Annotated in this window: 4 protein-coding genes; all 4 read right to left on the reverse strand. The window is 36.2% G+C overall.

Translation table 11 applies throughout. The features are described from left to right. Nucleotides 1-10,435, reverse strand: a 10,435-nt coding sequence (locus tag KAOT1_RS10730; RefSeq protein ID WP_007094826.1) for a non-ribosomal peptide synthetase, incomplete at its 3' end; no start/stop codon positions are given. Between the two features lie 43 nt (nucleotides 10,436-10,478). After that, nucleotides 10,479-11,156: a hypothetical protein gene (locus KAOT1_RS10735; RefSeq protein WP_007094827.1), complete on the reverse strand. Its 678-nt coding sequence runs from the start codon at nucleotides 11,154-11,156 to the stop codon at nucleotides 10,479-10,481. Nucleotides 11,157-11,202: 46 nt separating this feature from the next. Next, the gene (locus KAOT1_RS10740) at nucleotides 11,203-22,497 is read right to left on the reverse strand and encodes a non-ribosomal peptide synthetase (protein WP_007094828.1); all 11,295 of its coding nucleotides are present in this window, start codon (nucleotides 22,495-22,497) and stop codon (nucleotides 11,203-11,205) included. Beyond that, the coding region (locus tag KAOT1_RS23220) for a phosphopantetheine-binding protein (RefSeq protein ID WP_007094829.1) at nucleotides 22,494-23,363 on the reverse strand (870 nt) is incomplete at its 5' end. The genes KAOT1_RS10740 and KAOT1_RS23220, both read right to left, overlap by 4 nt.

Raw genomic sequence — 23,363 nt, forward strand, 5'->3', positions numbered from 1 at the left:
AACTAATGATTTGTTCTGGTGATTTTAACGAAGACGTAGAAGCAATGATAACGCTTCCTCCAACATGCAATGGTAAAAATAATTCTACTACTGACATATCAAATGCATACGTGGTAACTGCCAGTAAGGAATCGTCGGCTGTGGCTGAAACTTCACTTTCCATAGCATACATTAAGTTGGTAACAGATCGGTGACGAATTTTAACTCCTTTTGGAGTTCCCGTTGATCCTGAGGTATAAATCATATACGCCAAGTCTGTGCCATTGACAGAGACTCTTTCTAGTTCGTTGCTACAGTTTGAAACGGCTTCTAGTTTTTCTGAGAGTAACAACGTCTGAATCTCAGAGGAATCTTCAAAAGCAACATCAGAGATAAGTAAGTCTGCATGACTATCTTCCAAAATGTAACTTATTCTTGAATTTGGATAGCTTTTGTCTATTGGAACATATACACAACCAAGTTTCAGTACGCTCAACATTGCCGTGAGCATCCATTCGCTTCTATCTAGCAGTAAACCTATACGAGCACCTTGTGTGATGCCATAATTTTCTCTTAGGTAGTTTGCTAACTGATTTACCGAAGCATCTAGATCACCATAATTTACAGCTCGATCTGCAAAATAAATCGCAGTTGCTTCTGGAGTTGTGGCAACATTTTCCATGTAACTCGCTAAGAAACTTCCCGACAGCGGATAGTCTTTAGCAGTTGCGTTGAATCCGTCTAAAATTTGTGTGCGTTCTGCGGTTGACAGATAATCAAACGTTCCGATCTTATTCTCTGGAGAAGCAGCTACAAGTTGCATTAATTCTTCCAAGTGAACTCCCATTCGCTCCATGCGAGATTCCGAGAATAAAGAGGTATTGTATTCGATTGTTAAATGTAATTCGTCGCCACGCTTGCTGAAATAGAACGTGATGTCGAATTTGCTATTTACAAATATTGAATCATCTTCCTGAATTTCTACTTCGCTTAAAGTGTCTGTAGATTCTTTAATTCCATCTTGCCAAACAACCATTACATCAAATAATGGTGAACGACTTACGTCACGTGGTACGTCTAATTCTTCTATTAATAAGTCGAAAGGATATTGTTGATGTTCGTACGCTTCTAAACAGGTTTGTTTTACTTGTGCCAACAGGTTTTCGTAACTCATATCATCCGAAAGTTGATCTCGCAGCACCAACGTATTTAAATAAAATCCTATTTGATTTTCTAAATCTGGATGCAAACGCCCTGAGATTGGCGTTCCAATTACAATATCTTTTGTTCCCGTGTAACGGTACAATAACATTTTGATTAACGATACGGCACCCATAAACATTGTATTGCCATTTTCGGTAATTAACGTATTGAAATCTTTTGTTATTTTTTCTCCAAATTGATGATATTTATGTGCTCCAGAGAATGTTTTTACTGGTGGTCTTACATAATCTGTTGGTAATTCCAACGGAGCAATTTCTCCAGATAACTTTTCTGTCCAATAGGATTTGTGTGATCCTAATTTATCCGTTGCAAGTTCTTTTGCTTCCCATGCTGCAAAATCTTTGTACTGTATGGATAATGGCTGAAGTTCTATCTTCTTTCCTGATCGTATTCTATTGTAGATATATTTAATTTCATTAATTAATATTTCTACAGACCATTCATCAGAAATGATGTGATGTGTTATTAAGGTAAATAAGTATTTGTTTTCTGCAACTTCAAAAACACTTACTTTTATTAATGGTCCGTTTTCTAAATCTAATGGACTTTCTATAAGTGTTGTTAGTTTTTCTTGTATTACTTCATCTACATTTTCGTGTGAACTCAAGTCAACATAATCTATTTTAAAGAAGTTACTCACTTCCAAGATTATTTGTCTTACTTCATCATCAATCATTTTGAATACCGTTCTCAGTATTTCGTGTCTGTTAATGAGTTCTAAGAATGCCTGATTTAATGCTTCTACACTTAAATTTCCATGAAACCAATATGACATTGAGGTATTGTATGCTGCTCTGGCTTCATTGAATTGATTGAGCATCCACATACGTTTTTGTGCGTATGAAGCTTCATAATATGGCGCTTCTGCAACGTTTTCAATAGAAACAAATGTTGTAAATTCTTGTGTCGCTATGAATGCCGCCAATTCTTTTAAATTGCTCGTTGCAAAAATATCTTTGAGCGTAATTTTTACTGATTGCCTTTTCCCAATAATAGATACTAATCGAATGGCTTTTAGTGAATTTCCTCCTAGCTCAAAAAAGTTGTCCTCTAGTCCAACAGTTTCAACTAATAACAATTCTGACCATATTTCTGCCAACAGTTTTTCTGTTTCAGTTACAGGTGCGGTATATATTTTAGTAGAAGTTCCTTTAGGTGATGGCAATTTTGATTTGTCTAATTTTCCGTTTCTTGTTAATGGAAACGCGCCCATTCCCACATAAAAATTAGGTACCATGTACAATGGCAAATGAGCCTGTAAATATGATTTTAATTTACTTGCTATTTCTGCACCACCAATATAATAGATCACTAAAGAAGTTTCTGAGTCTTCCGAAACAGTTAAAATTTCGTATTGCGATACCAAGTCGCTGTTTGAAACAACACTACTGATTTCTCCAAGTTCAATACGATATCCTTGTATTTTTACTTGATCGTCTTTTCTTCCGTGATAATGTAGATTTCCTTTATGATCCCAACTTACAATATCACCAGTTTTGTATAATGTTCCTTCTCCAAACGGATTTGATAATGTACGTTCTTCTGTTAGTGTGGTATTGCCAATATATCCTTTAAATACACCTGCGCCACCTACGCATAATTCACCTTGAACTCCAATTGGCACTAACTCTTTATTCGAGTCTAATACATATATTGACGTGTTTTGTATTGGGTGACCAATTGTAATTGTATTTTCATTTTCTATTAACGCTACGCTACATCCAACTGTTGTTTCTGTCGGACCGTATTCGTTATAAATTTTCATTTCAGCATTTAATCCTTTTAGGATAGAAACGTGATTTTCTGTCAATGCTTCTCCTCCAACAATTGCAACTGAAATATTTGTATTATTCAAGTTTAAACCTGCCAATACTTGTATGTGTGAAGGTGTTAACTTTACTGTTTTGATAGATTTGTTTGTAAAAACTTTTTGTAATACTGAAAGATCATTTTCATCAGAAGAAATAATGTGTAAAACGTCTCCTCGAAGTAATCCACTCCATAAACTTGTCACTGTTAGATCAAATGATAATGAGGTGAAAAGACATGCTGGATAGTCTGCACTATTGTTGTAATAGTTTTCATTTGCCCAGTTTAAATAATTCACTACTGAACCATGCTTTATTTGTACTCCTTTTGGTCTTCCTGTAGATCCTGATGTGTAAATTACATAAGCTGTATCTTCTCCATCTATTGAAACATCTAGTTTGCTTGTTGGATAAGTCCTTAATTCTTCCTGCAATTCTTTGATGCTGATCTGCGCTACTGTTTGTGCTGTATCTGTTGAATCACTAATGATTAAGGAAACATTTCCATCGGAAAGCATATAAGCAACACGATCTTCTGGATAGTTCTTATCTATCGGTAAGTACGCCGCGCCAGCTTTTAAAATTCCTAGTATACTGATAAGCAAGTATTCACTACGATCTTGCATGATCGCTACAACACTTCCCTTTCTAATATTATGTTTTGTCTGTAAGTAGTGTGCCAATTGATTGGAGCGTGCATCCAATTCTTCATAGCTAAGCTCGTTGTCTTCGTATATAAGTGCAATTGCCTGTGCGCTAGTTGCTGCTTGCGACTCAAACAAAGAAACCAGCGTTGTCTCTATTGCCTGTGAAACTACTTCTCCTTGATAGTTGTTCAACAAGATTTCTCGTTCCGTACTTGCGATTAATGGGAGTTTGTCTAACGAAGTTATTTTATGGGTCAGCACACTTTCTAAGAGTGTGTTTAGATGAAGTCCTAAGTTCTGAATACGTTCTTCACTGTAAATATCTGTGTTGTATTCTATATGAACTGCAATTTCTCCAGATTCACTTTCCTTGAACCAAAACGTTAAATCGTATAAACTTGTGTCAACAGTTACGCGTACTGGAGAAATATCCAATCCGTGCATAGAAACAGCCTTTTCTGAAGCTTCCAACGACTGCTCACTAGCTAATACTACTGATACATCAAATAATGGAAAACGACTTAAATCTCTCGATAAATCCAATTCATCCACCAACAAATCAAACGGATACGTCTGATGCTCATAACCATCTAAACATGTTTTCTTTACACGATAAAGCAAATCTGTGAAGCTATCATTGCCTGAGAATTCTGTACGCAATGCCAAATTGTTGATATAGAATCCTATCTGATTTTCTAAATCTGCATGTTCTCGTCCTGCTATAGGTGTTCCTACAATGATATCTTCTTGTCCACTATATCTGTATAATAAAGCTTTTACCAAAGTGGTTAATCCGATAAATAATGTGCTTTCTTCCTCCTTCAAATAATCTCTAAAAGCATGACTCACTTCTGTTGAAAACGCAACATAGCTCTGGGCTCCGTTGTAAGTCTGTACTGGCGGACGCACATAATCTGAAGGCATGTCTAAGACAGGTAAGTCTCCTGATAGTTTTGACAACCAATACTCGCGAGCTGTTGCCAATTCGCCTTCTGATAATTCCTTCAATTGCCAAGCCGCATAATCTTTATACTGTATTGGCAATGGTGTAATTCTCGTGGTCGTTTCTTGAACACTATTGTTGTAATATGTGATTAAATCACCTACCAATACTTGCATAGACCATTCATCTGAGATGATGTGATGAATTGAAAATAACAAGCGGTGATGATTCGTCGCTACTTTTAATAATTCCACTCTAAATAATGGTCCGCTTGATAAATCATACGCAGAAGCTGCTAGTGTGTCTAAAACAGTTGCAATGGCTTCTTCGGTATTTTCTGCATCTGAAACATCTGTGATTGGTATGCTAAAATCGATGTCTTCTACAGATTGAATAACCTGACGTGGCTCGCTATCTTTTAGAATGAATATGGTACGTAAGCTCTCGTGACGCTCAATCAGCTTGGTAAATGCTTCTGTGAATGCCGCAATATTTAATTCCCCTTGAATGTCATAACTTATTGGACGACTGTACGCGGTAAAATCTTCTTGTAATTGATCTAAAACCCACAATCTACGTTGTGCATGGGAAAGTGCATAATCGTCTTGTTCCGCTACTTTTTCTATGGCGCTGTAACTTTCTGCCGTTGCCTCTGCTATTAAAGCTGCTTGTTCTTTGAGTGTTGCATGATTGAAGATTTCTCCAATGCTTAGTTGTACTTCGTGTTGTTTGTAAACGCGTGAGATTAATTGAATTGCTTTTAATGAAGAACCTCCTAAATCGAAGAACGAATCATTTCTTCCAATACTTGTTTGTGGAATACTTAGTAATGCTGCCCAAATTGCGCTCAACGATTCTTCTACCGCTCCTTTTGGCGCTTCGTAGTTGCTTCCTTTGAGTAGTTCTGATGGCTTTGGTAAAGCACGCTTGTCTACTTTTCCGTTGAGCGTCAGTGGAAATTCTTCTAGATACATGAAGTAATCTGGAATGCTGTTTCTGTCTAACGTTTTTCCTAAAGTCTCACGTAATTCACTTTTGTCGTATTCCGTTCCGCTGTAATAGCAAAGTAAGGAATCTACCGTGTTGTCATTATGAACAATCAGTTCTACTTGACCAATGTTTTCTAGATTGAGTAGCGCACTGCGAATACCGTCTAACTCTACTCGAACTCCATGAAGTTTGATTTGATCGTCTATTCTTCCTAGAATTTCTAGGTTTCCTTCCGCATCGTAACGTCCAATGTCGCCTGTTTTGCAAACTAGGTCTTCTCTGTCAGTTACTAATGGGTTTTGAACGAATAGATTTTTGGTCAGTTCAGCATCTAAATAGCCTTTAGTTGTGTATGGACTTTTGATGTAGACTTCTCCGATTTCTCCCCACAAGCTCAATCCGCTATCGTTGATAACCGCAATCATGCTATTGTCTATGGCTTTTCCTACTGGCAATACGCTTCCTGCATCCAATTCCGTTTCTGGAATGTGGTAACAACTTTTTAAAACTGTGGTTTCCGTAAGTCCATAAAGATTGCTCATTCTTGCCGAGTGCCCTTCAATGGATCGCCATAAGGCTACATCACGACCATATAATTTCTCTCCTGCTAAAACAACTTCTTCTATAGCTGTTAGTGCAATGTTTTGTTCTTTTAAATTGTTGGTTAGCAATCTAAAAAGTGATGGAACCGTTTGTAAAACTGTTACCTTTTCTTCTGCTAGCCAGCTTCCAAGTAATACCATGTTTTGTTTGGTCTTTTCACTTGGAATACATAAACAACTTCCTGAAGTTAAACTCGTAAGAATGTCTTTTAAACTTGCATCAAATGTGACAGAAGCTATTTGACTCACACGTGTTTCTGTGGTAAAGTTGAACGTATTTCTGTGCCAATTTACATACTGTGCAATGCTTTCTTGATTTCCAACAATTGCTTTGGATTTTCCTGTGGTTCCTGAACTGTAAAAAATGTAACTACTATTATTGATTGGATATTCTACCGAAAGATTGTCTTTATTGTAGCTTTCTAATGTATGATTTGTTAGTGTATACTCGCCTGTTACATCCGTTTTGTAAACTTCCAAACTCGTTTGATCTAACGTGATTAAATCTAAATCACCCAATCCTAAATCGCCTAGTAGTGAAGAACCTGATGCTTTAAACACCAATATATGCGTAAAGCTATGCGCAAGCTTTAGTGATTTGAATGCTTCCCAAGAGCTATCATCTGTGATTAAGACTTTCATTCCCGTTTCACTAACCGCTTGTTCCATCCGCGAAAGCGAAAAACTATTCGATAATGGAACATATGTTGCGCCTGTTTTGAAACATGCTAGTAAACTTCCCAAAAGTTCTTTCCCGCTAGGTAATAAAACTCCAACTCCATCTTCTGACGAAATAGCAATGTCCGTCATTAGATTTCCAAGCTGATTGGCAAATTCGTTTAAGTCTCTATAATTCGTGTTACCACTTTCTTCTATTAATGCCGTTTTTTCTGGATAGGATTCGACAATATTTTCAAAAGTTTTGTGTATATATTGTGGTGCAATTGTTGGAATTTCTTTTGCAAACCAATCTGTCGTTGCGGATTCTTCTTCGCCTAGATATGTGAGTTCCTTTAGGGATAAATCTGGTGTCGCTATTATTTCTGATAATAAATTATCTAAGTGATTCACCATACGCTCAATACGTTCATGATTGTATAGGTCTGTACTGTATTCAATACTTACTTCGATTTGATCTTGACGATCGACGAATTGAAAACGCAAATCACCTTTACTGATTTCTAATGCGTCGTTGGTAGATACGACATCTAAACCTTCCATTTCGAGCGTGTCCATTAGTTTTAAATCTACGTTTTGTAGAATGACAACAACGTCAAATAATGGTGAGCGATTTTGAGTTAGATTTACTTCTAATTCTTCCGCTAGCAAGTCAAACGGATATACTTGATGACTGAATCCGTTGATACTTACCTCTTTTACATGTTTTAATAATTTTTTAAAACTGTCGTCTCCGCTAAATTGTGCACGCAACGCCAAAGTATTTAGATATAATCCAATTTGGTTTTCTAAGTCTGCGTGATCTCTCCCTGCAACTGGCGTTCCGAGTGTGATATCTGATTGTCCTGTGTAACGATATAGTAATGCGTAGACTAAAGAGTTTAATCCCATAAATAATGTACTTCCAGACGCTGTACAGATTTCTTTTAAACCTTGGCTCGCTTCTTTTGAGAATAAGAAGTGATGTTGCGCTCCTTTGTGACTCATTACTGCTGGTCGCGGACGATCGGAAGCTAATTCGATTTTTGGAGCATCGGCTAAGTGTGATTTCCAGTAGTTTCCTGATGCTTCAAATTGTTCACTTCCCATTTGTGAAGCTTGCCAAGCGGCGTAATCTTTGTACTGAATTGGTAATGGTGCTAAGGAAATTGATTCATTTCGTACCAAACCGTTATAATAGGTTACTAAATCGCGTACTAAGATTTGCATAGACCATTCATCGGAAATGATGTGATGATCTACAAAGATTAGATCGTATTTGTTAGCTCCGTAAGAGAGTAATTTGATTCTGAATAATGGCCACTGACTCAAGTCAAAACGTTTGTTTCGCACTTCGTCTATGAGTACATCTCTACGTTCTGGAGTTGTACTTATGTCAATGATTTCTATGTTAACCTCAACTTCGTTACTGTTTAATATTTTTTGTCGTGACGCACCATCTTTTTGGATGAATATGGTACGTAAACTTTCATGACGTTCTATGAGTTTTGTAAAGGATTGTGTTAAAACATCAATATTTAATAAACCTTCCAAACGATATACTTCAGAACCATTGAAAGGTGATATTCCTTCTATTTGTTGCTCTATTAACCATGTACGGCGTTGTGCATGTGAAAGTGCATAATCGTCCTGCTCAGCAATTGTTGGAATGGAATTGTATGTTGCATCTCCTTTTGAATTTACTATTAACGCTGCTTGTTCTTTGAGTGTTGCATGATTGAAGATTTCTCCAATGCTTAGTTGTACTTCGTGTTGTTTGTAAACGCGTGAGATTAATTGAATTGCTTTTAATGAAGAACCTCCTAAATCGAAGAACGAATCATTTCTACCAATACTTGTTTGTGGAATTCTTAGTAATGCTGCCCAAATTGCGCTTAATGATTCTTCTACGGCTCCTTTTGGCGCTTCGTAGTTGCTTCCTTTGAGTAGTTCTGATGGCTTTGGTAAAGCACGTTTGTCTACTTTTCCGTTGAGCGTTAGTGGAAATTCTTCTAGATACATGAAGTAATCCGGAATGCTGTTTCTGTCTAACGTTTTTCCTAAAGTTTCACGTAATTCACTTTTGTCGTATTCCGTTCCGCTGTAATAGCAAAGTAAGGAATCTACCGTGTTGTCATTGTGAACAATCAGTTCTACTTGACCAATGTTTTCTAAATTGAGTAGGGCACTGCGAATACCGTCTAACTCTACTCGAACTCCATGAAGTTTGATTTGATCGTCTATTCTTCCTAGAATTTCTAGGTTTCCTTCCGCATCGTAACGTCCAATGTCGCCTGTTTTGCAAACTAGGTCTTCTCTGTCAGTTACTAATGGGTTTTGAACGAATAGATTTTTGGTCAGTTCAGCGTCTAAATAGCCTTTGGTTGTGTATGGACTTTTGATGTAGACTTCTCCGATTTCTCCTCTATTACATAAGCCTTTTTCATTGATGATTGCGATTAATGTATTGCTGATTGCTTTTCCAACTGGCAATACGCTTCCTGCATCCAATTCCGTTTCTGGAATGTGGTAATAACTTTTTAAGACTGTGGTTTCCGTAAGTCCGTAAAGATTGCTCATTCTGGCTGAGTGTCCTTCAATGGATCGCCATAAGGCTACATCACGTCCGTAGAGTTTTTCTCCTGCTAAAACAACTTCTTCTATGTCAGTTAAAGCAATGTTTTGCTCTTTTAGATTGTTGGTTAGCAATCTAAAAAGTGATGGAACCGTTTGTAAAACTGTTACTTTTTCTTCTGCTAGCCAGCTTCCAAGTAATACCATGTTTTGTTTGGTCTTTTCACTTGGAATACATAAACAACTTCCTGAAGTCAAACTCGTGAGAATATCTTTTAAACTTGCGTCAAATGTGACAGAAGCTATTTGACTCACACGTGTTTCTGTGGTAAAGTTGAAGGTATTTCTATGCCAATTGGTGTAATGTGCAATACTTTCTTGATTTCCAACAATTGCTTTGGATTTTCCTGTGGTTCCTGAACTGTAGAAAATGTAACTGCTATTGTCTACAGCGTATTCGATTGAAAGATTTTCTTTGCTGTAGCTTTCTAATGTATGATTTGTTAGTGTATACTTGCCTGTTTCATCCGTTTTGTAAACTTCTAAACTTGACTGATCTAACGATATCAAATCAAGATCATCAAGTCCCAGATCTCCCAGTAATGATGAACCTGATGCTTTGAATACCAATACATGCGTAAAGCTATGCGCAATGTTTAAAGACTTGAATGCTTCCCAAGAGGTATCATCTGTGATTAGGGTTGTCATTCCCGTTTCACTAACCGCTTGTTTCATCCGCGAAAGCGAAAAACTATTCGATAATGGAACATACGTTGCGCCTGTTTTGAAACATGCTAATAAACTTCCCACAAGTTCTTTCCCGCTAGGTAATAAAACTCCAACTGCATTTTCTGACGAAACATTTACGTCTAATAGTAAATTGCTTAATTGATTAGCAGAATAGTTTAGTGATTGGTAATTCGTAGTTCCACTAGCCTCTATCAATGCTGTATGCTTAGGATATGATGCTGCTATATCCTCAAATGTTTTGTGTATATATTTTTTAATCATTGATTTGATTTTTTTGTAGATTCTAATCTTAAGAGTTGTTCTTTTATTTTGAGAGAATGAGAATTAATCTCGGATGCGGTTCTTCTCCAAAGGTTCTTGGAAGTTCTTCTTGAAATTCAATTTTGTAGCCTAATGAGAGTGTCACATTGATTATTTCTTGATTAGATGTTGGTCTTTTTTTAGAAAATAATTCTGGAATACCATAATCGATTACATTGTTAATGAAAATTTTTCCACCTATTTTCAGACAAGAGAATATGTTTTTTAGGAGTAATTTGTAATCTACATAATTGACAATTTGAGAAATTGTAATTGCATCATAGAAATTTTCATGAATTCCAAATTGCTTCACCATTTTTTGTTTTAACTCATCAGGAAATGTGTTGGCATTGATGTCTAACTTTAGGATATTACAATCAAAATTTTCTGTTAACCAATTGATTACATTTTGATCGTTTTCCAGAAAACTTACCTGTTTGTCTTTTGACAATACATCATTCAACTCATCAGAGAATAGTATTGGTGTAAAAAACGGCCCTATTTCCAAATATTTTTTTGATGTTGGGTTTGCGTGATCTAATAAATAAGGAAGTAATTTTCGTCCAGTTTCTATCATTCGTATTCTAGCTGCGGCGTCAAAGTCTTTTCCAAATTTATTGTTGTCTAGTGACCAACCTGGCCATTCTATATCGTATATTTTTTCTATGCTATCTTTTCTCATGTTTCCTTGTGATGGTTGTTTGTGTTAACAATGGTTAATTATATTTTTAGTAATCTTCTGATAAGTCATCTGCAAAACTTGCGCGCTTTGCAGCTATTTTTTTGGTTTGTATTTCTGAAAGGAAGTCTAACTTTCTAATTTTGACTGTTGGTTTTTCGAGAATGTCAGTCAATAGATTTTTGATGTCAGCAACCATTCGTTTTATACGGTCATTATTGTATAGCGCAGTGCTGTATTCTATATTTCCTTCGATGTGGCTTTCGCGATCAACGAATTGAAAACGCAAATCACCTTTACTGATTTTAAGTTCTTCGTTATCAGATGAAACTTCCAAACCTTTCATTTTTAGTGATTCCATAAGTTGCAGATCAATGTTTTGTAAAATGACCACAACATCAAATAATGGTGAACGATTTTTGGCTGTATTTGCTCCCAATTCTTCTACTAATAGATCAAATGGATATGTTTGATGATTGAAACCTTCAATACTTACTTGTTTTACATGTGCCAATACTTCTTTGAAATTATCTTCTCCGCTAAATTGTGCTCGCAATGCTAGAGTGTTGAGATATAATCCTATTTGGTTTTCTAAGTCAGTATGATCTCGTCCAGCAACTGGTGTTCCAAGTGTGATGTCTGATTGTCCTGTGTAACGATATAACAAGGTGTATACTAAAGAGTTTAATCCCATAAATAAAGTACAACCGACTTCCGTACATAGTTCCTTTAATCCTTTGCTGATTTCTTCTGAGAATGAAAAATGATATTGTGATCCTTCATGACTCATGATTTTAGGGCGTGGACGATCGGAAGCTAATTCAATTCTTGGTGCATCTGCTAAGTGTGATTTCCAATAGTTTCCTGATGCTTCAAATTGTTCGCTTCCCATTTGTGAAGCTTGCCAAGCTGCGTAATCTTTGTATTGAATTGGCAATGGTGCTAAGCTTGCTTCTTTTCCTTCTATGAACCCGTTGTAATAGCTTACTAAATCGCGCACTAAGATTTGCATAGACCATTCATCGGAAATGATGTGATGATCTACAAAAACCAAGTCATATACGTTTGCTTCGTAAGTGAGTAACTTGATTCTGAATAATGGCCACTGACTTAGATCGAAACGCGATTGTCTTAATTCTTCCACAAGCGCATTTCTTCTTTCTGGAGTTTTACTTATGTCAATTGTTTCAATATCTACGACAATTTCATTGCTTTGCAATATTTTTTGGCGCGGTTCTCCATCATTTAGAATAAAAATTGTACGTAAACTTTCATGGCGTTCGATAAGTTTTTCGAATGATTTTTTTAGGAACGCTACTTCCAAGTTTCCAACTAAACGATATACTTCTACACCATTGAACGGCGAAACACCTTCTATTTGTTGCTCTATCAACCACGTACGACGTTGTGCATGTGAAAGTGCATAATCGTCTTGTTCCGCTACTTTTTCTATGGCGCTGTAGGCATCATTTTTTGAATCTGTCGTTAATAAAGCGGCTTGCGTTTGTAATGTTGCATGATTGAAGATTTCTCCAATGCTTAGTTGTACTTCGTGTTGTTTGTAAACGCGGGAGATTAATTGAATTGCTTTTAATGAAGAACCTCCTAAATCAAAGAACGAATCATTTCTACCAATACTTGTTTGTGGAATACTTAGTAATGCTGCCCAAATTGCGCTCAACGATTCTTCTACCGCTCCTTTTGGCGCTTCGTAGTTGCTTCCTTTGAGTAATTCTGATGGTTTTGGTAAAGCACGTTTGTCTACTTTTCCGTTAAGCGTTAGTGGAAATTCTTCTAGATACATGAAGTAATCCGGAATGCTGTTTCTGTCTAACGTTTTTCCTAAAGTCTCACGTAATTCACTTTTGTCGTATTCCGTTCCGCTGTAATAGCAAAGTAAGGAATCTACCGTGTTGTCATTGTGAACAATCAGTTCTACTTGACCAATGTTTTCTAGATTGAGTAGCGCACTGCGAATACCGTCTAACTCTACTCGAACTCCATGAAGTTTGATTTGATCGTCTATTCTTCCTAGAATTTCTAGGTTTCCTTCCGCATCGTAACGACCGATATCGCCTGTTTTGCAAACTAGGTCTTCTCTGTCAGTTACTAATGAGTTTTGAACGAATAGATTTTTGGTCAGTTCAGCATCTAAATAGCCTTTGGTGGTGTATGGACTTTTGATGTAGACTTCTCCGATTTCTCCCCATAAGCTCAATCCGCTATCGTTGATAACCGCAATCATGCTATTGTCAATGGATTTTCCTACTGGCAATACGCTTCCTGCATCCAATTCCGTTTCTGGAATGTGGTAACAACTTTTTAAAACTGTGGTTTCCGTAAGTCCGTACAGGTTGCTCATTCTTGCCGAGTGTCCTTCAATGGATCGCCATAAGGCTACATCACGACCGTAGAGTTTTTCTCCTGCTAAAACAACTTCTTCTATAGCTGTTAAAGCAATGTTTTGCTCTTTTAAATTGTTGGTTAGCAATCTAAAAAGTGATGGAACCGTTTGTAAAACTGTTACTTTTTCTTCTGCTAGCCAGCTTCCAAGTAATACCATGTTTTGTTTGGTCTTTTCACTTGGAATACATAAACAACTTCCTGAAGTTAAACTCGTGAGAATGTCTTTTAAACTTGCGTCAAACGTGACAGAAGCTATTTGACTCACACGTGTTTCTGTGGTAAAGTTGAACGTATTTCTGTGCCAATTTACATACTGTGCAATGCTTTCTTGATTTCCGACAATTGCTTTAGATTTTCCTGTGGTTCCTGAACTGTAGAAAATGTAACTGCTATTGTCTACAGCGTATTCGATTGAAAGATTTTCTTTGCTGTAGCTTTCTAATGTATGATTTGTTAGTGTATACTTGCCTGTTGCATCCGTTTTGTAAACTTCCAAACTCGTTTGATCTAACGTGATTAAATCTAAATCACCCAATCCTAAATCTCCTAATAGTGAAGAACCTGATGCTTTAAACACCAACACATGCGTAAAGCTATGCGCAAGCTTTAGTGATTTGAATGCTTCCCAAGAGGTATCATCTGTGATTAAGACTTTCATTCCCGTTTCACTAACCGCTTGTTTCATCCGCGAAAGCGAAAAACTATTTGATAATGGAACATACGTTGCGCCTGTTTTGAAACATGCTAGTAAACTTCCCACAAGTTCTTTCCCGCTAGGTAATAAAACTCCAACTCCATCTTCTGACGAAATAGCAATGTCCGTCATTAGATTTCCAAGTTGATTGGCAAATTCGTTTAAGTCTCTATAATTCGTGTTACCACTTTCTTCTATTAATGCCGTTTTTTCTGGATAGGATTCGACAATATTTTCAAAAGTTTTTTGTATATATTGTGGCGTAATTGTTGGAATTTCTTTTGCGAACCAATCTGTCGTTGCGGATTCTTCTTCGCCTAGATATGTGAGTTCTTTCATGGAAACTTCTGGCGTTGCCAAAATTTCTGTGAGTAGCTTTTCAATATGATTCCCCATACGAATTATACGTTCTTCGTCGTATAAATCAGTACTATATTCAATACTTCCCTCTATTTTCCCATCTCGGTCAACAAATTGAAAACGCAGATCGCCTTTGCTAATTTTTAGTTCTTCATGCGAAGCATCAACTTGCAAACCTTCCATTGAAAGTGCATCCATCAATTGTAAGTCTACATTCTGTAAAATGACAACAACATCAAATAATGCCGAACGTTTTTTTTGTAAGTCAATGTTTAAGTCTTCAATGATGATATCAAATGGGTAAGATTGATGATTGAAACCTGCCAAACTTACGTCTTTGACATGTGATACCAAGTCATTAAAATTGTCATCTCCGCTAAATTGTGCACGCAACGCCAAAGTATTTAGATATAATCCAATTTGGTTTTCTAAGTCTGCGTGATCTCTCCCTGCAACTGGTGTTCCGAGTGTGATGTCTGATTGTCCTGTGTAACGATATAGTAATGCGTAGACTAAAGAGTTTAATCCCATGAATAACGTACTTCCAGACGCTGCACATAATTCTTTTAAGCCAGCACTTGCTTCTTTTGAGAACGTGAAATGGTGTTGCGCTCCTTTGTGACTCATTACTGCTGGTCGCGGACGATCGGAAGCTAATTCGATTTTTGGTGCATCAGCTAAGTGTGATTTCCAATAATTTCTTGATGCTTCAAATTGTTCGCTTCCTATTTGTGAAGCTTGCCAAGCTGCATAATCTTTGTACTGAATTGGTAATGGTGCTAAGGAAATTGATTCATTTCGTACCAAACCGTTATAATAAGTCACTAAATCACGTACTAAGATTTGCATAGACCATTCATCGGAAATGATGTGATGATCGATAAAAACGAGTTCGTATTTGTTAGCTCCGTAAGAGAGTAATTTGATTCTGAATAATGGCCACTGACTTAAGTCAAAACGTGGTTGCCTAAGTTCTTGAACTAAACTACTTTTGCTGCTTGGAGAAGCACTAATATCAATAATTTCTATGTTGACTTCAACTTCATCTTTGCTTAGTATTTTTTGTCTTGGCTCTCCATCTTTTAGAATAAATATAGTGCGTAAACTTTCGTGACGTTCTATGAGTTTTGTAAAGGATTCCGTTAAAGCTTTAATGTCTAAATTTCCTTCTAATTGATAAGTATCTGCTCCGTTAAATGGCGAAACACCTTCTATTTGTTGCTCTATTAACCATGTACGACGTTGTGCGTGTGAAAGTGCATAATCGTCCTGTTCTGCAATTGTTGGAATGGAATTGTATGTTGTATCTCCTTTTGAATTTGCTATTAACGTTGCTTGTACGTTTAGTTCTGGATATTTGAAGATTTCTCCAATGCTTAGTTGTACGTCATGTTTTTTGTAGACATGCGTAATGAGTTGCATCGCTTTTAGTGACGAACCTCCTAAATCGAAGAACGAATCATTTCTATCAATGATTGTCTGCGGTACGTTTAACAGTGCTGACCAAATGGTGCTTAATGAAATTTCTATATTATTTTTTGGCGCTTCATAGTTACTTCTTTTGAGTAATTCTGATGGCTTTGGTAAAGCGCGCTTGTCTACTTTTCCGTTGAGCGTTAGTGGAAATTCTTCTAGGTACATGAAGTAATCTGGAATGCTGTTTCTGTCTAACGTTTTTCCTAAAGTCTCACGTAATTCACTTTTGTCGTATTCCGTTCCGCTGTAATAGCAAAGTAAGGAATCTACCGTGTTGTCATTGTGAACAATCAGTTCTACTTGACCAATGTTTTCTAGATTGAGTAGCGCACTGCGAATACCGTCTAACTCTACTCGAACTCCATGAAGTTTGATTTGATCGTCTATTCTTCCTAGAATTTCTAGGTTTCCTTCCGCATCGTAACGTCCAATGTCGCCTGTTTTGCAAACTAGGTCTTCTCTGTCAGTTACTAATGGGTTTTGAACGAATAGATTTTTGGTCAGTTCAGCATCTAAATAGCCTTTAGTTGTGTATGGACTTTTGATGTAGACTTCTCCGATTTCTCCCCACAAGCTCAATCCGCTATCGTTGATAACCGCAATCATGCTATTGTCTATGGATTTTCCTACTGGCAATACGCTTCCTGCATCCAATTCCGTTTCTGGAATGTGGTAACAACTTTTTAAGACTGTGGTTTCCGTAAGTCCATAAAGATTGCTCATTCTTGCGGAGTGTCCTTCAATCGATCGCCATAAGGCAACATCACGACCGTAGAGTTTTTCTCCTGCTAAAACAACTTCTTCTATAGCCGTTAGTGCAATATTTTGTTCTTTTAGATTGTTGGTTAGCAATCTAAAAAGTGACGGAACTGTTTGTAAAACTGTTACCTTTTCTTCTGCTAGCCAGCTTCCAAGTAATACCATGTTTTGTTTAGTCTTTTCACTTGGAATACATAAACAACTTCCTGAAGTAAGACTCGTAAGAATGTCTTTTAAACTTGCGTCAAATGTGACAGAAGCAATTTGGCTCACACGTGTTTCTGTGGTAAAGTTGAACGTATTTCTGTGCCAATTTACATACTGTGCAATGCTTTCTTGATTTCCGACAATTGCTTTGGATTTTCCTGTGGTTCCTGAACTGTAGAAAATGTAACTACTGTTGTCTACAGCGTATTCGATTGAAAGATTGTCTTTATTGTAGCTTTCTAATGTATGATTTGTTAGTGTATACTCGCCTGTTACATCCGTTTTGTAAACTTCCAAACTTGACTGATCTAACGTGATTAAATCTAAATCACCCAATCCTAAATCGCCTAATAGCGACGAACCTGATGCTTTAAATACCAATACGTGCGTAAAGCTATGCGCAAGCTTTAGTGATTTGAATGCTTCCCAAGAGCTATCATCTGTGATTAAGACTTTCATTCCCGTTTCACTAACCGCTTGTTCCATCCGCGAAAGCGAAAAACTACTCGATAATGGAACATACGTTGCGCCTGTTTTAAAACATGCTAGTAAACTTCCCACAAGTTCTTTCCCGCTAGGTAATAAAACTCCAACTCCATCTTCTGACGAAATAGCAATGTCCGTCATTAGATTTCCAAGTTGATTGGCAAATTCGTTTAAGTCTCTATAATTCGTGTTGCCACTTTCTTCTATTAATGCCGTTTTTTCTGGATAGGATTCGACAATATTTTCAAAAGTTTTGTGTATATATTGTGGCGTAATTGTTGGAATTTCTTTTGCAAACCAATCTGTCGTTGCGGATTCTTCTTCGCCTAGATATGTGAGTTCTTTCATGGAAACTTCTGGCGTTGCCAAAATTTCTGTGAGTAGCTTTTCAATATGATTCCCCATACGAATTATACGTTCTTCGTCGTATAAATCGGTGTTGTATTCTATACTACATTCTAAATGTGTTTCGCGTTCTATAAACTCAAATCGAAGATCACTTTTACTTACTTTTAGATCGACATCTTTTCCTTTTATTTCAATTCCTTCCATCTTTAACGATTTCATGAATTGTAGTTCTACATTTTGTAAGATTACGACAACATCAAATAATGGTGCGCGATTTTTTTGCAAGTCACTTTCTAGTTCTTCCACCAAAACATCAAATGGATAAGATTGATGAGCAAAACCTGAAATGCTGATATCTTTTACATTGGTAAGTAATTTTTTGAAATTGTCTTCTCCACTAAATTGCGCCCTCAATGCTAAGGTGTTTATGTACAAGCCAATTTGGTTTTCTAAGCCTGCATGATCTCTCCCTGCAACTGGTGTTCCGAGTGTAATGTCTGATTGTCCTGTGTAGCGATATAGCAACGCATATACTAATGCGCTAACACCCATGAATAGTGTACTTCCTGAGCTTGAACAGATTGTTTTTAGTCCTTCACTTGCTTTTTGAGAGAATGCAAAGTTATACTGCAATCCTTTGTTGCTCATTACTGCTGGTCGCGGACGATCGGAAGCCAATTCGATTCTTGGTGCCTCATATAAATGGTTTTTCCAATAGTTGCGAGAGACTTCAAACTGTGCACTATTGAGCATAGAAGTTTGCCAAGCCGCGTAATCTTTGTATTGAATTGGTAATGGTGTTACCGAGATTTCTTCACCTTGAACAATTGCATTGTAATAGTTTATTAAATCGCGTACAAGTATTTGTATAGACCATTCATCTGAAATGATGTGATGTATGGAGAAGTATAATTCTTGATTTCCAGCGCCGTTTTGAACTACGGTTACTTTGAAAAGTGGTCCTTTGTTTAGATCAAAAATATGGTTTGTAAATTCTTGAAGAACCGTTGTACTTTGAGATGCATTTTTGAATGTTACCGAAAAATCACATGCTTCGATTGCTAGTATTTTTTGACGTGGCTCTACACCTTTTTTAATAAAGATTGTTCGTAAACTTTCGTGATGTGCTATGACTTGACGAAATGCTTTTTGTAATGCCGATTGGTCTAGTTTCCCTTTTAATTGGTAAATATTGAAGATGTTGAACATTGGTGAATCAGGTTGTCTTTGCACCTGAATCCATGTTCCGCGTTGTGCTTTTGAAAGTTCGTAATCTTCTTGTGTTTCAACTTTTGGAATACTTATTTCCGTTGTTTCTGTTGTAATTTGTGATGCTAAGTTTTTTAGCACAGGATTTTTGAAAACCGCTTCAATACTTACGTGTAGAGATGCTTCATTTTTTAGCTTGGTGATGAATTGAATTGCTTTGATAGAGTTTCCTCCAAGTTCAAAGAAATCATCTGCTGTTCCTACTTTGGATGCTAACAGTAATTCTGACCAAATTCTTGCTATTTGTTTTTCAATTTCCGTATTGGGAGCAATGTATTTTTTTGTAGAGATTCCTTCTGGAATTGGCAAAGATGATTTGTCTAACTTACCACTATGCGTTAATGGGAATTTGCTCAATTGTTGTATATGAGCAGGTATCATGTACGCTGGCAACTTATTCTGAAGTATTGTTCTTAAATTATCAATATTGATAATTTCTTTTCCTGTAACATACGCTAAGAGGAAATCTTCTTTTACAATTACTTTAGCCTGACTTACACCTGAATTGGCTTGTAACAATGATTCTATTTCACCTAACTCTATACGATATCCCCTAAGTTTTACTTGATTATCAATTCTACCTAAAAATTCAATATTTCCATCAGGAAGCCACTTTGCATAATCTCCAGTTTTGTAAACTTTGTATTTATCTTCTACATCAAAAGGGTTATCTATAAACTTTTGTGCTGTTAGGTCTGCATTATTTACATATCCTTTTGCAACTTGAACACCAGCAATCAATAATTCACCTTTAACTCCTATTGGTTGTATATTACCTTTACGATCAACGATATGAATTTTAGTGTTTGCTATTGGTTTTCCAATTGATATTTTTCCTTGTTTATAGTTTGTTACATCTATGGCAGTAACATCAATAGAAGCTTCGGTAGGACCATATAAGTTATGCAATCTTACACTTGGCAACTTGTCTTGAAATTGCTTTACAGTGTTTGCTGGCAAAGCTTCTCCACTACATATTACAGCTCGTAATCCATAAAGTTTTTCTTCATTAGTTAATTCCATAAGAAAAGCAGACAACATTGTAGGAACAAAATGCATTAATGAAATATGTTTTTCATTAATAATTTTCTTCAAATAGTTGGTGTCTTTATGTCCAAGCGGCTTGGCAAATACTAATTTTGCGCCACAGATTATTGGAAGAAATAATTCCCAAACCGAAACATCAAAACTGAAGTTGGTTTTTTGAAGTATGTTGTCCTCTTTTGAAATACCTAAATAGTCTTTCATCCAAAGTAATCGATTGTATATTCCTGCATGATCTATCTTAACGCCTTTAGGTCTTCCTGTAGATCCTGAAGTATATATTACGTATGCTAAAGACGATTCGTTGATTTCCACTGAACGTCGGGACTTCGATTGATTTTTATAGATAGTGGCATCGTCGATATTTACCGAAGGTATTTTGAAGCGACTTGCATATTTGGTTTCTGTTAATACAAAAGCAGCTTCTGTATTTTCAATCATGTATGAAATTCTACTTTGCGGCAATTCTGGATCTATTGGCACATAAGCTCCTCCTACTTTCAGAATAGCCAAAATACCTATAATCATTTCTAAAGAACGGTCTACACAGATTGGTATTAACGTTTCACTTTCAACATTTAACAGATGAGATAATTGATTTGATATTTCATCTAATTCCTTGTATGTTAACTCCTTATCATCAATCGTTACGGCAATTGCATTTGGTGTATTTTCTACTTGAGATTTAAATAAATCTAGTATTGATTCATTTTGATTATATGCTACATCAGTTGCATTAAACTTTTCAAGTTTCCTGATTGATGTTTCATCAATAAGCGTTAATTCGTTTAAAGGAATAGTACTATTCACTAGAATGTTTTCTAATAGTTTTCCTAAATGATCACAAAATCTTTGTATCGTTTGTTTACTATAAATATTTGTGTTGTATTCTATTTGAATACTTAATTTACCATTCGTGTTTTCTTTAAACCAGAAAGTAAGATCATATTTACTTTGTGTTTTTTCTAACTGTGCTTCTTCAATTGTTATACCTTCAAATTCAGAGACATTATTTTTTTCTTGATCTTGCACAACCACCATTACATCAAATAGAGGAGATCTTGACGGATCCCTTTGTATATTTAATTCATTCACTAATAAATCAAAAGGATATGATTGATGTTGGTATCCGTTTAAAATGTTAGTTTTTACCTGTTGTAATAGTGTTAGGAAATCAGCATTTCCATCGATATTTTGTCGTAAAGCTAATGTGTTTACATAGAAACCTATTTGCGCTTCTAAGTCAGCATGCTTACGTCCTGATACTGGCGCACCAAGAATGATATCGTCTTGTCCGCTGTATTTGTATAATAAAGTATACACTAACGACATAACTCCCATGAATAATGTTGCGCCGTTTTTTTCTAATATTTCATGAAATTGTTGACTGTTTTGCTTTGAGATTTCAATAGCAACTTCGTTTCCGTTGTATGTTTGTATGACAGGACGCGTGTAGTCTGAAGCCAACTCTAATACAGGAAGCGTTCCTTCTAACTTTTGCAACCAATATTGTTTGCTTGCATTTTCATGTTGTATGTTTTCTAATTCCCAACTTGCATAGTCTTTGAATTGTATTCTTAATGGTTGTAAGTCTATTTTTTCACCATTTTTTAATCCGCTATAAATAGTGATTACATCTCTTACTAAGATGTTCATTGACCATTCATCAGAAATAATATGATGAATGCATAGAGATAAGAAGTAACTCTTATCTGAAACCTTGATGAGCGCTACTTTTAGTAATGGATCTTTTTCTAAATCGAATTTTGTTGCTGCTATTTCTTGCGCTTTCGCTTGAACAAACTCGTTAGGATTTTCATTATCTGAATAGTTTAAAGTTTCAAAAGAAATTCCTTCGTTCGTATTTTGCAATATCTGTTGATATGGTTGTCCATTTTTGTATACAAAGCGAGTTCTTAAAATTTCATGTCTTTCCACTAAAATTTTAAATGCTTTTTCAAATAGTGTTGCATCAATAGCGCCATATAGCCAATAATGCATTGCCATATTAAAGACTGTTCCTACTTGCTCAAATTGATCTAAAACCCATAGTCTGTTTTGAGAAAACGACAGTGGATAGTATTCCTTTTTTGTTGCAACAGGAATTTCAAATGAATTTTCTTCTCCTTGTATTTGTTGCAATAGCTCAATAATTTCATTTTTGTAACTTTTTAATTGTGTTACAAGATCAGCTGTCAAAACTCCCTCAGGAGCTTGTACTTCTAATTTTCCATTATTGAGATTTAGTTGAACCTCTTTAGATTTTAATTCTTCTAAAAATGAATATACATTCATAATATTATGGTATCTTTTTTAATGATATTTTCTTCTGAATTTTTAGGGCTTTTTGCCCATTGAATGATTGAAACTTTTGAAGCTATATCCTCCAATATTGGTGAGATAAAAAGTTCTTTTAGTTCCAATTTAACTCCGAATTCTTTGTTGATTCTTGATACTATTTGAATTCCTTTGAGTGAGTGTCCACCAAGCTCAAAGAAGTTGTCTTTGATGCCGATTTCTTCTTTGTTTAATACTTCTTCCCAAATTGCTACAAGTGCATGCTCCGTTTCGTTGGTTGGAGCTACGTATTCTCTAACCAATTCCGCCGTTGGATTTGGCAATGCTCGTTTGTCTATCTTTCCGTTTGGTGTTAGTGGAAAGACTTCCATACTGATTAAATACGTCGGAATCATGTATTCTGGCAAACAATCCAATAAATGAGTTCTTAATGATGAACTTTCAACTCCTTTGCCTGTGTAATAACCTGCCAAGTATTTCTCGCCATCTAACTCCATTCCTACTACTACACTTTGTTGCACGCCTTGATAGCTTAACATCGCTGATACAATTTCTTCCAATTCTATACGATAACCACGTATTTTGATTTGATGATCGATTCTACCATAGTATTTAATACTTCCGGATTCATTCCAACTACACAAATCGCCCGTGTTGTACATCACCGTATTTTCTTGATACGGATGATCTATGAATTGCTTTTTCGTGAGTTCTTCCTTGTTTTGATAACCAACTGCGATTCCTGCTCCACTCATATACAAAGTTCCAATTACTCCTACAGGAACTAATTGAAGATTTGCATCTAATATGTATGATTGCATGTTGTCTACAGTCGTCCGATGTAAGCAATGTCTTGTGTCTTT

Origin of the sequence: Kordia algicida OT-1, from assembly GCF_000154725.1 — a bacterium.
GTDB lineage: Bacteria > Bacteroidota > Bacteroidia > Flavobacteriales > Flavobacteriaceae > Kordia > Kordia algicida.

Coding starts and splice junctions, on each gene's coding strand:
- KAOT1_RS10735 (WP_007094827.1), bottom strand. CDS start 11,156: ATGAGAAAAGATAGCATAGAAAAAATATACGATATAGAATGGCCAGGT.
- KAOT1_RS10740 (WP_007094828.1), bottom strand. CDS start 22,497: ATGAATGTATATTCATTTTTAGAAGAATTAAAATCTAAAGAGGTTCAA.